A 14,894-nucleotide genomic window follows, 5' to 3' on the forward strand; every position below is an offset into this window, starting at 1 on the left:
GCGAGGCGCGGCCGATGAACATGATCGAGGCCATCAACGATGCGCTGCACGTCATGATGGGCCACGATCCCGACGTCGTCGTCTTTGGCGAGGATGTGGGCTACTTCGGCGGGGTGTTCCGCGCGACGGCAGGCCTGCAGGCCAAGTTCGGCAAGATGCGCGTCTTCGACACCCCCATCAACGAGTGCGGCATCATCGGCGCGGCGGTCGGCATGGCGGCCTATGGTCTGCGTCCCGTGCCCGAGATTCAGTTTGCCGACTACATATACCCCGGCCTCGACCAGCTGATCTCCGAGGCGGCGCGCCTGCGCTATCGCTCGGCGGGAGAGTTCACCGCGCCGATCACGGTGCGCTCGCCCTTTGGCGGGGGTATCTTTGGCGGGCAGACGCACAGCCAGAGCCCGGAAGCGCTCTTTACCCACGTCTCGGGCCTGAAGACGGTGATCCCGTCCACCCCGCACGATGCCAAGGGGCTTCTCATCGCGGCGATCGAGGACAACGATCCCGTCATCTTCTTCGAGCCCAAGCGCATCTACAACGGCCCGTTCGACGGCTACTATGACCACCCGAGCAAGACCTGGAAGAACTACCCGGGCGGACAGGTGCCTGAAGGCTACTATTCCATCCCGCTGGGCAAGGCGCGCACCGTGCGCGAGGGCTCGGCAATGACCGTGCTGGTCTATGGCACCATGGTTCACGTTGCCGAAGCCGTGCTGGCCGAGAAGGGCGTGGACGCCGAGATCCTCGATTTGCGCACGCTCTGGCCGCTCGACATAGAGGCTGTGGAAAAGTCTGTTCAGAAGACGGGGAAATGTCTCGTCATCCATGAAGCCACGCGCACCTCGGGCTTTGGCGCCGAGCTCGTCAGTCTCGTCCAGGAGCGCTGCTTCTACCATCTCGAAGTCCCGATCGAGCGCGTGACCGGCTTCGATACCCCGTACCCGCACAGCCTGGAGTGGGCCTATTTCCCCGGCCCGGTCCGCATCGGCGATGCGGTCGACCGCCTGATGAAGGAGTGATCCCATGGCTCGTTACACGTTCCGTCTTCCCGACATCGGGGAAGGGATTGCCGAAGCCGAGATCGTCGCCTGGCACGTCGCCGTGGGCGATCATGTCGAGGAGGACGCGCGGCTTGCCGACATGATGACCGACAAGGCCACGGTCGAGATGGAGAGCCCGGTCACGGGCACCGTCGTCGAGATCGCGGGCGAGGCGGGGGAGATGGTGGCCATCGGATTGCCGCTCGTCGTGCTGGAGGTTGAAGGCGCGGGCAACGCGCGCGAGGAGGCTCCGGGGAAATCCGAGAAGGTGCAGGCGCCAGTCGAAGAGCCGGAGCAGGATACGGTGTCAGAGCCTGCACCTGCGCCCTCTCCAGAGCCGAAGGAGACGGTTACCGCGCCGAAACCAGCAGCAAGCCCTCCGGCCGCGCCAGCACCAGCGCCCGCCAAGCCCCAAGCGGCCGTGCAGGGTGATGGCGCGCGTATCCTCGCCAGTCCGGCGGTGCGCAAGCGTGCCACCGATCTTGGTATCGATCTTGGCGAGGTCCGCCCGGCCGAGGACGGACGCGTGCGCCACGGTGATCTCGACGCTTTTCTCTCCTACAATGCGAGCGGGGGCTTCCAGCCCGCCGGGCGCACGGGCGAGGATGAGCAGGTGCGCGTCATTGGCCTGCGCCGCCGCATCGCCGAGAACATGGCCGCCTCCAAGCGCCACATCCCCCATTTTGCCTATGTCGAGGAATACGACGTCACGGCGCTCGAAGAGACGCGCGCGCAATTGAACGCTGGGCGCGGCGAGCGCCCCAAGCTGACCATGTTGCCGTTCCTTGTCGCGGCGATCTGCAAGCTGATCCCCAAGTATCCGATGCTGAACGCGCACTACGACGACGAGGCGGGCGTGGTGACGCGCTATGGGGCGGTACACCTGGGCATGGCGGCACAGACCGCCTCGGGCCTGATGGTGCCGGTCATCCGTGATGCGCAAGGCCGCAACCTGTGGCAACTGGCCGCCGAGATATCGCGGCTGGCGGAGGCCGCGCGCGAGGGCAAGGCAACTTCGGGCGAACTGACCGGCTCGACGATCACCATTACCTCACTTGGCCCCAAGGGCGGCGTCGCGACGACGCCGGTCATCAACCGCCCCGAGGTCTGCATCATCGGGCCCAACCGCATTGTCGAGCGCCCGATGTTCGTGACCGATGCCAGCGGGGTGGAGCGGATCGAAAAGCGCAAGACGATGAACATCTCGATGTCCTGCGACCACCGTGTCGTCGACGGCTGGGATGCGGCCAGCTTTGCGCAGGACCTCAAGACCCTGATCGAGGCTCCCGCGCTCATCCTCGCCGGGTGAGGGCGCGGGGGCGAATCATGCGGAGCTTGTGATTCGTGTTCGCGAAAAATTTTGCAGCGCCATGAACGTCGCGGAAATCTGCGGTTTATCGCGTCATTTGGGTTTGAAAACAGAAGTTTGGATGAATTTCCCAAGGCGTCCTCCATCCTCTTTGATGCGGGATGGAGGGCGCGATGAAACCGGCTTCGTCATTTTTTCGCGCAGCCTTTTGCGTCCCTAACCACGCATTTCTGCGGGCCTCGCGGGGGGTGGCCGGGAGAGGGCACAAAAAAATGCATCGGCCGGTGTAATTCCGTTGACAGGGTCGCCTCCCCGTCATAGATGCGCGGCTCCCAAGCGGACGCACCGCCCAAGTATGCGGGTGTAGCTCAGTTGGTTAGAGTGTCGGCCTGTCACGCCGAAGGTCGCGGGTTCGAGTCCCGTCACTCGCGCCACTTGGGAGTTGCTTCGTTCCAGCCTCGGCTGGACGGGGTCTTTCCGGGAAACCGGAGGAAAACATAGGGATGTTCGGGTAACCGTTTGTTCCATGCTGCGCGGGTGTAGCTCAGTTGGTTAGAGTGTCGGCCTGTCACGCCGAAGGTCGCGGGTTCGAGTCCCGTCACTCGCGCCACTTTCCTTACCGAAAGTGGCCATACAGCGCGCAAGAGGCCGGGGTAACACCCGGCCTTTTTCCTTTTCGGCATACTCTTTCGGCACAGGACCTTCCTCGCGATGGTGGACACCGCGCGCCCGACCTTGGGCATCGACTTCGGGACGACCAATTCGGTCATGGCGCTGGCGGCCAGTGAAACCGAAGGGGAGATGATCCGCTTTGCCGCGCCGTCGGGCGCAAGCTCGGTCTTCCGCTCGGCGCTGTGCTTCTGGCAGGAAGAGGGCGTGCGTGGTGGCCTCGCCCATGAGGCAGGCCCCTGGGCGATCGAGGAATTCCTCGAGTTCCCGCAAGGTTCGCGCTTCATCCAGTCTTTCAAGTCGGTCGCGGCCAACCCTGCGTTCGAGACCGCCGGCATTTTCGAGAAGCGCTACCGCTTCGAGGACATGGGCAAGGTCTTTCTCGATCACCTTCTGGCGCACGCGGGCGATGCTCTGCGGGATCTGCCCGAGCGCGTCGTGGTCGGGCGTCCGGTGCGCTATGTCGGCGCGCGCGCCGATGCGCAGCTGGCCCGCACGCGTTATGACGCGATGTTCGCAAGCCTCGGGCGCGAGGTGCACTATGTCTACGAGCCCGTGGGGGCGGCCTTCAGCTTTGCCTCGCGCCTGAGCGAACCTGCAACGCTCATGGTGGCCGACTTCGGTGGCGGTACGAGCGACTTTTCCATCGTGCGGGTCGAGGCGCCAGGGGCGGCGCAGCGTTGCACGCCGCTTGCTGCGGCGGGTATCGGCCTGGCCGGGGACCGCTTCGACTATCGCATCATGGACAACCTTGTCCTGCCGCAGCTGGGCAAGGGTGGGACGTACCGCTCCTTCGACAAGGTGCTGGAGATCCCGCCGGGGCACTTCACCGACTTTGCCGACTGGTCGCGTCTGGCGATGATGCGCAACAAGCGTACGCTCGAGCAGCTCAATAAGCTGCAGCAGAGCGCCACCGATCCGGCCTCGATTGCCCGTATGATCGCGGTGATCGAGAACGAACTTGGCTTCGGCCTCTACGAAGCGGTGGGCGCTCTGAAGCGCGCCCTGTCCGGAGAAGAGCACGCCGCGCTCGACTTCGAGAGCGACGACCTGCGCATTCACGCCGAAGTGACACGCGCCGAATTCGAGAGCTGGATCGCGCCCGACCTTGCCCGTATTGGCGAGACGGTCGACGAGGCACTGGCCCGCGCCGACCTGGCGCCCGAGCAGATCGACCATGTCTTCCTGACAGGCGGGTCCTCGTTGATCCCGGCTGTGCGCCGCCTGTTCGCGCAGCGCTTCGGCGAGGCGCGCCTGGCAAGCGGGGACGAGTTGACCTCGATTGCGCATGGCCTCGCGATGATTGGGCAGTCGGGCGACCTTGCGCAGTGGGCGGCGCGCGACGAGGTCTGAGCGCGCGGGCGCTTCAGCCCCAGCGGCCGGTCTCCATCCAGGCGAGGTAGCGCTTCAGCGGAAAGATCCAGACGATGCCGAGCGCGATATAGACCGGCAGCTGGAGCAGCGCGTGCCAATCCGCGATCACCGGGTGCACGTAGCGCGCGATCAGGATCGCATAGACAAGCAGGGCGGCGCATAGCGCCAGTACGCCCACGGGAATGCGCCAGGTCGGGGTCTCGCGCATGTTCTCAGCCCACCCCGTGGTAGATGCGCGTCGGGGTAACCACGGCGCTGAGCGGCTGGTCGTGCGCTTCAACCGGCAGCTCGTCAGCCAGCTGGCAGTCCCAGGCAAGGCCAATGGCCTTTGTCCCGGGATTGGCGGCGAGCCAGCGGTCGTAGTGTCCGCCCCCCTGGCCCAGGCGGTGTCCCTCCTGGGTGAAGGCGATCAGCGGCACGACGACGATGTCCGGGGCCGCAAAGGCAGCCGTGCCCGTCGGCTGGGGCATGCGGTAGGGCCCTTCTTCCAGTGCGTCGTCGTCGAAGGGGTTGGCCCATTCGCGAAATTCCATGCCGGCGCTGCGCGCGGCAAAGCGGGGAAGTGCGACCCGGCGATTATTCTCGGCAAACCAGCGCGCCCACCCCAGCGAAGGCGCTTCGGGGCCGAGTGGGTAATAGAGGCCGACGCTCGCCCCTTCCGGGATCATGTCGCTGACCGGAGCCGGGGGGCGATTGAGAATCAGTGCGCGCAGGTTCTCGGGCAGGCTGGCCACGTGTTCGGCGCGCGCTGCTCGGAATTTCCTGCGCAGGAGGGCCTTCGCATCGGTCAGGCTGGGAGGGGGTACCATCAAACGTCTTCCTGCGCGCCGCTCGCGGGAGGCGAGGGTGTCCAGGGGGACTAGCGCAGGCCGGGCCTTGCAACAATGGTGGTGTGGCAGGGCATGGTGCTTGTGGGAGCGCGATGCTCCTGACAGGCTTGCGGTCGGCACCCGGCGGCCTTGTGCGACCGTCTCCGGGGTGCCTTCCAGGCTTTCCTCTCACTTAAGACTCATCCGGATTTCCGGATTGGATTAGTGTGTCTCAGCACCCGTTGGACTTGTAGTCGTGGATATGGCCCTTGCCGCGACCATTGCCATGGCCCTTGCCCTTGCCATTTCCTGGGCCGCCCTGTGCCTGGTTGACGGCCCAATCCAAGGCCGCGCTCTTCATTGACGAAGGCGTGAACTTGGCATCACCGGCGTGGGTGCCGGCCAGGGCGGGGGTAGCGACACCGAGTGAACATGCTACGACAAGCATGGCCGTAGTGGCTCTTTTCATCAAGTAGTCTCCGGTTTTAGGTTTAGCGACGAACCCAACTGATTTTATGTCTCGATATGCGTTGGGGTAATCGATTGCACCTCATGTTCCGGGTTCCGTCAATCGAAGTAACCTAATATTAACTAGGGATATTATGTTCCTGTGAAGGACTTTCTAAGGGGCTTAACTAAACTTCGAGATGCATTGCTCGAAAAGTTTACGACCTGTTAGGGTTTGTAGAGAAGGTGGGCGCTGCCTTCGCGTGAAATTTCCCACCGATGTGCTCAGTTGGCCTTGTGTCCAGGAGTGCGCGGAGATTTTTTCCGTTAATCACTTTTTATTCCGCCCCGGGCTGCGGATAGGCAGCGCAGCGCAACCCAACGCCGAGGCGGCGAGGGAGGGGGCGTCTTCGGTCTCAGGTAATGTTGCCGCGCACGGTCGCGGCCGTGCCCTCAGGCGAATGATCAGATTGGATCGGGGGAAAACGGTGACGGGTCCACCATGGGTCGTTTTCCTAGAACTCCTCTGACGCCTCAACGTCAGGTGGGGGCCATGTACGTCGGACCACGGTCCGGGCAGGGACAGCCCCCTAGGATTGCTTATAGCCTCAGGGATGTTCGAACGGCTCGTGCCGGGCAGATCCCGTCGCGCGTCTAATTAGAGATCCTTTGCCCCATCCTCAAGTGGCGTCTCGAGCAGGTCGGCAAGTTTTTCCATCTTTTCGGCAATCCGCGTGAGGCGCGCTGTCTCTTCCGGATCCGGGGCAGGGGGCTCGGTGTCCGCGGGAGCGGGTGTCGCGGTGCCTGCGCTGCGCTTCAATTCGTCGTTCTCGTCTGCGAGAAGGAGGGCGGCGAACAGCAGCATGCGCGCTTCCGAGAGCCCGCGCGCATTGGCGGCATCGACCTTGTCGGCAATGACCTTGCCGAGCGCGCGGACATGCTCTTCCTCGCCCGGGCCACAGCCGACGAGGAAGTCGCGTCCGCCGATGACCAGTTCGACGTTGTTCATGGTGCGCTTCCTTCGATCAGCGTATCGAGCTCACCCAGCGTCTCCTCGACGCGGGCGCGAAGCGCGCCGTGGCGCTGGAGGAGAGCGTCCTCCGCGCGCAGGCGGTGCGCACAGGCGCTCTCGATGCGGGCAAGGGCGGCTTCGATCCGGGCAAGGGGGGAGGCGTCGGGGGCCTCGCCCGTCTCGGCGGACGGCGCGGGCAGGACAGTTTCTGTCTCTTCCATGGTGTCTCGCTATCGCACTTGTCGCAGAACGCAATCGTCTCGGCGCGTTTGTTCACAAGCCAGCCTGTATCGCAGGGCAATTGTGCGCATGTCCAAGATTGGGCTGGACGGCGCATTTCCGGGGTGCTGAACTTGACGACGGTGCGGCCTGCCCTAAAGGGGGTCGGCAAGTCCGAATCATAGTGTAATAATCCGTTTTCCGGAGCCAGTCTGATGACCCTTGCCCCCGCCCGCCTCGCGCCGATGGCCAACGCCATTCGCGCGCTTTCCATGGACGCGGTCCAGGCGGCGAACTCTGGCCACCCCGGCATGCCGATGGGCATGGCCGACGTTGCCACCGTTCTCTACGCCAAGCACCTCAAGTTCGATCCGAAGAACCCGCAGTGGGCCGATCGCGACCGCTTCGTGCTGTCGGCGGGCCATGGCTCGATGCTGATGTATTCGCTGCTGTACCTCACCGGGTACGAGAGCCCGACGATTGAGGACATCCGCAACTTCCGCCAGATGGGCAGCCCTTGCGCGGGCCACCCCGAGAACTTCCTGCTCGAAGGCGTGGAGTGCACGACCGGTCCGCTGGGCCAGGGCCTGGCGATGGCGGTCGGCATGGCGATGGCCGAGCGTCAGCTCAATGCAACCTTCGGCGATGACCTCGTTGACCACAACACCTGGGTCATCGCGGGCGACGGCTGCCTCATGGAAGGCATCAACCACGAGGCGATCGGCCTTGCCGGCACGCTGGGCCTGGGCAAGCTCAAGGTCCTGTGGGACGACAACGACATCACCATCGACGGCAAGACCGGCCTGTCGACCTCGGAAGACATCCCCGCGCGCTACCGCGCTTCGGGTTGGGACGTCTTCTCGTGCGACGGCCACGACTTCGCCGACATCGAGCGTGCGCTGGCGGAGGCCGCGGCTTCGGACAAGCCTACGCTGGTCGGCTGCAAGACCGTCATCGGCAAGGGCGCGCCCAACAAGCAGGGCGGCTCGGGCGTCCATGGCTCGCCGCTCGGCGCGGACGAGATCGCGGCAGCGCGCGAAGTCCTGGGCTGGAGCGCGGAACCCTTCGTGATCCCCGAGGACATCCTTGCCGACTGGCGTTCGCTCGGTGCCAAGGGCGCCGAGGCGCGCGAAGCCTGGGAAGCGCGCAAGGTCGCGAACCCCGAGGCGGCCGAGTTCAGCCGCCGCATGGCCGGCGAACTGCCGGACACTGAGGAAGTCGCCAAGACCTTCGCCGGCTGGCTGGAAGGCGATGCCAACGTCGCCACCCGCAAGGCCTCGGAGAACTGCCTCAACGTGCTCGCCCCGGCGCTGCCCGAGATGATCGGCGGTTCGGCCGACCTTACCGGCTCGAACAACACCAAGGCCAAGTGCCAGGAGCCGTTCACGGCCGAGAACTACGCCGGTCGCTACGTCTATTACGGCATCCGCGAATTCGGCATGGCCGCGGCAATGAACGGCATGGCGCTGCACGGCGGCGTGATCCCCTACGGCGGCACGTTCCTGATCTTCTCGGACTACTGCCGCAACGCGATCCGCCTTTCGGCGCTGCAGCAGGTCCGCGCGATCTACGTGCTGACCCATGACAGCATCGGTCTTGGCGAAGACGGTCCCACCCACCAGCCGGTGGAACAGGTCATGTCGCTGCGCCTGATCCCGAACCTCAACGTCTTCCGCCCGGCCGACGTGATCGAGACGGCGGAGTGCTGGAACATCGCGCTGCAGACCCAGGAAACGCCCTCGGTCCTCGCGCTGACCCGCCAGAACCTGCCGCAGCTGCGCACGTCGGGCGAGATGCTCTCGGCGCGCGGCGCCTACACGCTGCGCGCGGCGGAAGGGGACCGCAAGGTCATCCTCATCGCCAGCGGTTCGGAAGTCGAGCTGGCCTGCACCGTGCGCGACGAACTCCAGGCCCAGGGCATCGGCGCGGACGTCGTCTCGATGCCGTGTATGGAGCTCTTCGACGCGCAGGAAGAGGCCTACAAGCACGAAGTGCTGCCCCACGATCCCTCGATCCTCAAGGTCTCCATCGAGGCCGGCACGACGATGGGTTGGGAGCGCTACACCGCGACAAGCCGCAATGGCGGCCTCAATATCGGTCTGGACCGTTTCGGCGCGTCGGCCCCGGCCCAGGATCTGTTCGCTCGCTTCGGCTTCTCGGCCGCTTCGATCGTTCCCAAGGTCCTCGAAAAGCTTAGCGTCTAAGGAGGAGATTTGAATATGGCGACCAAGGTTGCGATCAACGGTTTCGGACGTATCGGGCGTCTTGTGGCCCGCGCTATTCTCGAACGTCCCGACTGCGGTCTGGAACTGGTCTCGATCAACGACCTGGCCGACACCAAGTCGAACGCTCTCCTCTTTGGCTTTGATACCACGCACGGGCGCTTCCCGGGCACGGTCGAGGCCGGTGAAGGCAAGATCATCGTCAACGGCAAGGAAATCGCCGTGACCGCCGAGCGCAACCCGGGTGACCTGCCGCACGCCGCGCAGGGCATCGACATCGTGCTCGAGTGCACCGGTATCTTCCAGTCGAAGGAGGCCTCGCAGCCCCACCTCGACGCCGGTGCCAAGCGCGTGCTGATCTCGGCTCCGGCCACGGGCGTCGACAACACCGTCGTCTTCGGTGTGAACCACGAGACGCTGACGGCCGACCACATCGTCGTGTCGAACGCCTCGTGCACCACCAACTGCCTGGCGCCCGTCGCCAAGGTCCTGAACGACACCGTCGGTATCGAGCGTGGCTTCATGACCACGATCCACTCGTACACCAACGACCAGCGCATGCTCGACCAGATGCACAAGGATCTGCGTCGCGCCCGTGCAGGCGCTGCCAACATGATCCCGACCACCACCGGCGCTGCCCGTGCGGTCGGTCTCGTGCTGCCGGAACTGAAGGGCAAGCTCGACGGTTCGTCGGTGCGTGTCCCGACCCCCAACGTCAGCCTCGTCGACCTGTGCTTCGTGCCCCAGAAGGACACGACGGTCGAAGAGATCAACGCGGCGCTCAAGGCGGCTGCCGAAGGTCCGATGAAGGGCGTTCTCGCCTACACCGACCAGCCGCTGGTCTCCTCGGACTTCAACCACTACCCGGCCTCGTCGACCGTCGACAGCCTGGAAACGGCGGTCATGGAAGGCAAGTTCGTGCGCGTCGTGTCGTGGTACGACAACGAGTGGGGCTTCTCGAACCGCATGCTCGACACCGCAGGGGCGATGGCGAAGTTCCTCTGAACGTGATGTCGGCTTACGGCACGCTCCAGGGCATTGCGCGGCGAACGCGTTCGCGTGCGCCCATGGAGACCGTGCCGCAGGCCGAAGTGACAATCGCCGCGGGAATCCAGGGGGATTCCCGCGGCGTTGCACGTGAGGGCAAGGTTCCGCGCCGCCAGGTCGCGCTGATCGAGGCGGAAAGCTGGCAGGCGGCGATGGATGAACTCGGGCTCATGCCGGGCATGGAACTGCCCTGGTATGCGCGCCGGGCGAACCTGTGCGTGGCGGGCCTGCGTCTCCCGCGCGAAGCGGGCCACGTGCTCGCGATCGGGCCGACCTGCCGGATCGAGACAACCCTGGAATGCGATCCATGCAGCCGCATGGACGAGATAGCGCCCGGGCTCATGGCCGCGCTGACGCCGGACTGGCGTGGTGGCGTGCTGGGCCGGGTCATACGCGACGGACCCGTCTCCGTCGGTGACGAGGTGAGGATACTTAGATGAGCGCTTTCAAGACTCTGGATGACCTTGGCGATGTGGCTGGCAAGGTTGCGCTGGTGCGCGTGGACCTGAACCTGCCGATGCAGGACGGGCTCGTGACCGACGCGACCCGCATCCGCGCCGCGGTGCCCACCATCAACGACCTGTGCGCCAAGGGCGCGAAGGTCCTGTTGCTCGCGCACTTCGGCCGCCCCAAAGGCGAGCGCCACTCGCAGATGTCGCTCTCGATGGTCGTGGGCGCGGTCGAGAAGGTGCTGGGCAAGGAAGTGATGTTCGTGCCCGAGATCGCCGGTGACGTCGTCGCGCAGACGGTGGGTATCCTCAAGGGCGGCGATGTCGCCATTCTCGAGAACACCCGCTTCTGGAAGGGCGAGGAAAAGAACGATCCCGAACTGGCCAAGGCGATTGCGGCCAACGCCGATTTCTACGTGAACGACGCCTTCTCGGCCGCGCACCGTGCGCACGCCACCACCGAAGGTCTCGCCCACGTGCTTCCCGCTTATGCAGGCCGTTCGATGCAGGCCGAACTCGAAGCGCTCGACAAGGCGCTGGGCGCGCCGGAGAAGCCGGTGGCGGCGGTCGTGGGCGGCGCGAAGGTCTCGTCCAAGCTCGACGTGCTCAAGCACCTTGTCACCCAGGTCGATCACCTGATGATCGGTGGCGGCATGGCCAACACCTTCCTCGCCGCAAAGGGCGTGGACGTGGGCAAGTCGCTGTGTGAGCACGATCTTCTGGACACTGCCACGGACATCCTCGCCAATGCCGAGGCGAGCGGGTGCACCGTGCATCTGCCCTACGAGGTGGTTGTCTCCAAGGAATTCGCAGCCAACCCGGAATCGCTGCGCACCTGCAACGTGCACGAAGTCGCGCCCGACGAGATGATCCTTGATGCCGGGCCGCTCGCGGTCGAGGCTTTGGCCGACGCGCTCAAGACCTGCCGCACGCTAGTCTGGAACGGCCCGCTTGGCGCCTTCGAGATGGAGCCCTTCGATGCCGCGACCGTCTCGCTGGCCCGCACGGCCGCTGCGCTCACCATCGAGGGCACGCTGACGTCGGTCGCGGGCGGCGGAGACACGGTCTCGGCTCTGAACCACGCTGGAGTGGCCGAGGACTTCTCGTACATCTCGACCGCGGGTGGGGCTTTCCTGGAATGGATGGAAGGCAAGGAACTGCCTGGCGTCGCGGCGCTCTCGGCCTGACAGGTCCGGGCCGCGAGGAACATCGCGGCCCATCATTCTGCACTGCAGCGAGGGTAGAGCGCAAGGAAGCCGGATCCACGAGGAGGCGTGATCCGGTCGCTCGGCTCTCGGCATATTGGCTATTCGCCGTAACCTGGCCCCCACCCACCCCGGTGCGGAGGTATTGTATCCTCGCGATACATGGTTGCACCTTTGCCGCAGTTGCGAATTTCTCAGGCGGGCTCTAGCCTGCCATCCACACGACGCATGACTTGAGGAGGAGTTTTATGCAGGTTTCGGAAATGACGGCCAAAATGGCCGACGGTGACGGTTTTATCGCCGCGCTGGACCAGAGCGGCGGGTCGACCCCCAAGGCGCTCAAGGGCTATGGCATCGAGGATGATGCCTGGGCCTCGGAAGAAGAGATGTTCGGCCTCATCCACGAGATGCGCAGCCGCATCATCTCCTCGCCGGTCTTCACGGGCGAGAAGGTCATCGGTGCGATCCTGTTCGAGCGCACAATGGACGGCACCGTGGGCGGCGTGCCGACCCCGGCCGCGCTGATCGCCAAGGGCATCGTTCCCTTCATCAAGATCGACAAGGGCCTTGAGGACGAGGCCAACGGCGTGCAGCTGATGAAGCCGATGCCCACGCTCGATGCGCTGCTCGAGCGTTCCAGCGCGCTCGGCGTCTTCGGCACCAAGGAGCGTTCGGTGATCCACTCGGCCAACGCCGAAGGTATCGCCGCCGTGGTCAAGCAGCAGTTCGAAATCGGCGCACAGGTCATCTCGCACGGCATGATGCCCATCATCGAGCCCGAGGTGAACATCAAGAGCGAGACGCGCGCGGATTGCGATACGATCCTCTGCGCGGAAATCCTCAAGAACCTCGACGCGCTGCCCGAGGGGCAGAAGGTCATGCTCAAGCTCTCGCTGCCGGTCGTGCCGGGCACGTTCGACGCGCTCGTCGATCACCCCAAGGTTCTGCGCGTGGTGGCGCTTTCGGGCGGTTTCTCGCGCGACGAGGCCTGTGTCGAACTGGCTAGGAACAAGGGCATCATCGCCAGCTTCAGCCGCGCGCTCCTGTCCGAACTGCGCGCGCAGATGAGCGACGATGAATTCGACGCCGCGCTCGGTGAGGCGATCGATGCGATCTACAAGGGCTCGACCCAGAAGGTCGCGGCCGCGGCCGCAGCCTGATCGCCGCCGCGGCGTGCTGGCCGCGCCATGACGGAATAGGCGGGGCGCTTTCCTCTGGGAAGGCGCCCCGTTTCGTTTCGGCTTGGCCCATGTCGCGAGGCGCTTCCCTTGGAGAGCGGATTTTCCTAAGGGACAGGTCATGACCGACGACACCGATATCGAACGCGAACCTACGCAGCTTTACCTGATTTCGCCGCTGGAGGTGGGAGGCGACTTCCCCCAGCGCCTGGAGCGTGCGCTCGACGCTGGAGAGGTCGCGGCTTTCCAGTTTCGCGTGAAGGATATCGACCAGCATGAGGCGGTGCGTCTGGCTGAGCCGTTGCAGGCGATCTGTGCCGCGCGGGGCGTCGCTTTCATCGTCAACGATTCGATCAGCCTCGCCAAGCGCCTCAAGGCCGATGGCGTGCATCTGGGGCAGGACGACGACACCGTTGAGGAAGCGCGCAAGGCCCTGGGCATGGATGCGCAGATCGGGGTGACCTGCCACGACAGCCGTCACCTCGCCATGGAAGCGGGCGATGCGGGCGCGGATTACGTTGCCTTCGGAGCTTATTTCCCGACGACCACGAAGGAAACCAAGCACGTCGCGGGCACGGACCTGCTCGAATGGTGGCAAGCCATCTTCGAGATTCCGTGCGTCGCCATCGGCGGCATCACGCCGGAAAACTGCGTGGATCTGGTCCGCAAGGGCGCCGACTTTATCGCGGTTTCGGGCGCAGTCTGGAACGGGGATGAGGCCGAGGCTGTGGCCGCGTTCACCAAGGCCATTGCCGAGGGCACAGCGCACATGACCTGATCGGCTATCCCGGCGTGCATGGCCGATCAGGTCATGTGCGCTGTGCCCTCCAGGATCCGCCGCACCAGTTCGGCCTTTCCGCGCACGCCCAGCTTGGCGTAGATGCGCTTGGAGTAGTTGCGCGCCGTCTCGACGGTCAGGCCCATGGCCTGTGCGGCTTCGGCAATGCTGAGCCCTTCCGACAGTTTCAGGGCCAGTTCGGCCTCGCGCGGGGGCAGGGCGTGCAGGGCGGTGAGGCGGGCCTGGGCGTCGTCTGACGGCGCGTGGGGGAGGGCGAAGACGGCGAGAAAGCGCGCCGTGCTCGCAGGGGCCGGGTCATCGTCCAGCGCGATGCGTTGCACCAGGGCTTCAACCCGCGGAGAATCGCTCAGGAGCACAGGCCGCGGCGCGGCTGCCTTATCCCGCGCGAGCTCGTCGATTGCGCTGAGCAGGCCGCGTTCGACTGGACGCGCCAGGCCAAGGAGGCGCTCCCCTCTGCGTGGAGGCTGGCCATAACGCGCGCTCCACCATGTCTGTGTTTGCGCACTGAGGTCGACGAGGCGGCCGTCGGCATCGAAGGTCATCCAGCCATTTCCCGAGCGCGCCATTCCGGCCGCGTTGATCCGGGCACTGTCACGCGCGGCGTCGAGATCCCGTCCCGAGCGCAGCGCTTCGGCAACATAAGGAGCCAGATTCGACAGCAGCGCGCTGTCGCTCGCGCTGCAGGGGCTCGTGCGGGCAAGCACCAGCCAGGCATCGAGACCGGGATCGGCGAGGATACGCACGATCCGCTCGTCGGCCAGGCCAAGGTCGCGCAGTTCACGCCAGCGCTGGGCCCTGAGTACCGGGTCGTGATCGACGAGTTCGCCCAGCGCGTAGACGCGTCCGGGACGCAGGCTGTCGTAGTGGGCGCGGTCGAGGTCGAACAGCGCCGAACTGCCCGTGACGGGGCTTCCGGTCGGAAGAGGATCTCCCGCGTGAAACTCGGTGATCGGAGCTTTGCCGAGGCCGCCCTGGCGCGTGAGAAGGGCAATATAGCGCGCGCCGGTGCGCCTCCGCAGGCGCTCCAGGAACGTGGAAAAGCGCGGCGTTTCGCGCATGGCTCCCAGCAGCGGGAGCAGCAGATCTGTCTCGTCGGAGCTCGTCAGGGCCATACC

Annotated in this window: 15 protein-coding genes and 2 tRNA genes; 11 read left to right on the top strand and 6 right to left on the bottom strand. The window is 65.2% G+C overall.

Going from position 1 to position 14,894, the window contains the following annotated elements:
- The first annotated feature begins 14 nt into the window (after nt 1-14).
- The 5 genes from MBENS4_RS16815 to MBENS4_RS16835 all read left to right on the top strand — a co-directional run bounded on the left by MBENS4_RS16815 (nt 15) and on the right by MBENS4_RS16835 (nt 4,371).
- Nucleotides 15-1,019: an alpha-ketoacid dehydrogenase subunit beta gene (locus MBENS4_RS16815; RefSeq protein WP_039395221.1), complete on the top strand. Its 1,005-nt coding sequence runs from the start codon at nt 15-17 to the stop codon at nt 1,017-1,019.
- A 4-nt stretch (nt 1,020-1,023) separates the two neighbouring features.
- Complete coding sequence (locus tag MBENS4_RS16820; RefSeq protein WP_039392948.1) at nt 1,024-2,349, top strand: dihydrolipoamide acetyltransferase family protein; 1,326 nt, start codon at nt 1,024-1,026, stop codon at nt 2,347-2,349.
- A 357-nt stretch (nt 2,350-2,706) separates the two neighbouring features.
- A tRNA-Asp gene (locus MBENS4_RS16825) sits at nt 2,707-2,783 on the top strand.
- A 99-nt stretch (nt 2,784-2,882) separates the two neighbouring features.
- Nucleotides 2,883-2,959, top strand: a tRNA-Asp gene (locus MBENS4_RS16830).
- Between the two features lie 101 nt (nt 2,960-3,060).
- On the top strand, nt 3,061-4,371 hold the full coding sequence (locus tag MBENS4_RS16835; RefSeq protein WP_039392950.1) for an Hsp70 family protein: 1,311 nt from the start codon (nt 3,061-3,063) through the stop codon (nt 4,369-4,371).
- Nucleotides 4,372-4,384: 13 nt separating this feature from the next.
- Here the strand turns inward: MBENS4_RS16835 and MBENS4_RS16840 are convergent, their stop codons facing one another.
- The 5 genes from MBENS4_RS16840 to MBENS4_RS16860 form a co-directional block, all read right to left on the bottom strand.
- Nucleotides 4,385-4,600 (bottom strand): DUF2842 domain-containing protein, encoded by a 216-nt coding sequence (locus tag MBENS4_RS16840; RefSeq protein ID WP_039392953.1) that lies wholly within the window; start codon nt 4,598-4,600, stop codon nt 4,385-4,387.
- 4 nt (nt 4,601-4,604) lie between these two features.
- The gene (locus tag MBENS4_RS16845; protein ID WP_039392957.1) at nt 4,605-5,201 is read right to left on the bottom strand and encodes a 5-formyltetrahydrofolate cyclo-ligase; all 597 of its coding nucleotides are present in this window, start codon (nt 5,199-5,201) and stop codon (nt 4,605-4,607) included.
- A 232-nt stretch (nt 5,202-5,433) separates the two neighbouring features.
- On the bottom strand, nt 5,434-5,670 hold the full coding sequence (locus MBENS4_RS16850; RefSeq protein WP_144400985.1) for a hypothetical protein: 237 nt from the start codon (nt 5,668-5,670) through the stop codon (nt 5,434-5,436).
- A gap of 636 nt (nt 5,671-6,306) precedes the next feature.
- On the bottom strand, nt 6,307-6,657 hold the full coding sequence (locus MBENS4_RS16855; RefSeq protein ID WP_039392961.1) for a cell division protein ZapA: 351 nt from the start codon (nt 6,655-6,657) through the stop codon (nt 6,307-6,309).
- A complete protein-coding gene (locus tag MBENS4_RS16860) occupies nt 6,654-6,881 on the bottom strand; it encodes a hypothetical protein (protein WP_039392964.1) in 228 nt (75 codons plus the stop codon). The genes MBENS4_RS16855 and MBENS4_RS16860 overlap by 4 nt, the downstream gene beginning before the upstream one ends.
- A 213-nt stretch (nt 6,882-7,094) precedes the next feature.
- Here MBENS4_RS16860 and tkt point away from each other — a divergent pair, with 213 nt between their 5' ends.
- The 6 genes from tkt to thiE all read left to right on the top strand — a co-directional run bounded on the left by tkt (nt 7,095) and on the right by thiE (nt 13,758).
- A complete protein-coding gene (gene tkt, locus MBENS4_RS16865; RefSeq protein ID WP_039392965.1) occupies nt 7,095-9,083 on the top strand; it encodes a transketolase in 1,989 nt (662 codons plus the stop codon).
- Between the two features lie 15 nt (nt 9,084-9,098).
- Nucleotides 9,099-10,106, top strand: a complete 1,008-nt coding sequence (gene gap, locus MBENS4_RS16870; protein ID WP_039392967.1) for a type I glyceraldehyde-3-phosphate dehydrogenase — start codon at nt 9,099-9,101, stop codon at nt 10,104-10,106.
- Nucleotides 10,107-10,111: 5 nt separating this feature from the next.
- Nucleotides 10,112-10,588: an MOSC domain-containing protein gene (locus tag MBENS4_RS16875; RefSeq protein WP_039392969.1), complete on the top strand. Its 477-nt coding sequence runs from the start codon at nt 10,112-10,114 to the stop codon at nt 10,586-10,588.
- Nucleotides 10,585-11,784: a phosphoglycerate kinase gene (locus MBENS4_RS16880; protein ID WP_039392971.1), complete on the top strand. Its 1,200-nt coding sequence runs from the start codon at nt 10,585-10,587 to the stop codon at nt 11,782-11,784. The genes MBENS4_RS16875 and MBENS4_RS16880 overlap by 4 nt, the downstream gene beginning before the upstream one ends.
- A gap of 266 nt (nt 11,785-12,050) precedes the next feature.
- The gene (locus MBENS4_RS16885) at nt 12,051-12,962 is read left to right on the top strand and encodes a fructose bisphosphate aldolase (RefSeq protein WP_039392973.1); all 912 of its coding nucleotides are present in this window, start codon (nt 12,051-12,053) and stop codon (nt 12,960-12,962) included.
- A gap of 139 nt (nt 12,963-13,101) precedes the next feature.
- Entirely contained in the window at nt 13,102-13,758 is a 657-nt protein-coding gene (thiE, locus tag MBENS4_RS16890) for a thiamine phosphate synthase (RefSeq protein WP_039392976.1), read from the top strand.
- Nucleotides 13,759-13,784: 26 nt separating this feature from the next.
- On the opposite strand, the gene MBENS4_RS16895 is transcribed toward thiE, so the two are convergent.
- Nucleotides 13,785-14,891, bottom strand: coding sequence for a helix-turn-helix transcriptional regulator (locus MBENS4_RS16895; protein WP_039392979.1), 1,107 nt, complete (start codon nt 14,889-14,891; stop codon nt 13,785-13,787).
- Nucleotides 14,892-14,894 lie beyond the last annotated feature (3 nt).

This window comes from Novosphingobium sp. MBES04, assembly GCF_000813185.1.
GTDB classification, from domain to species: Bacteria; Pseudomonadota; Alphaproteobacteria; order Sphingomonadales; family Sphingomonadaceae; genus Novosphingobium; species Novosphingobium decolorationis.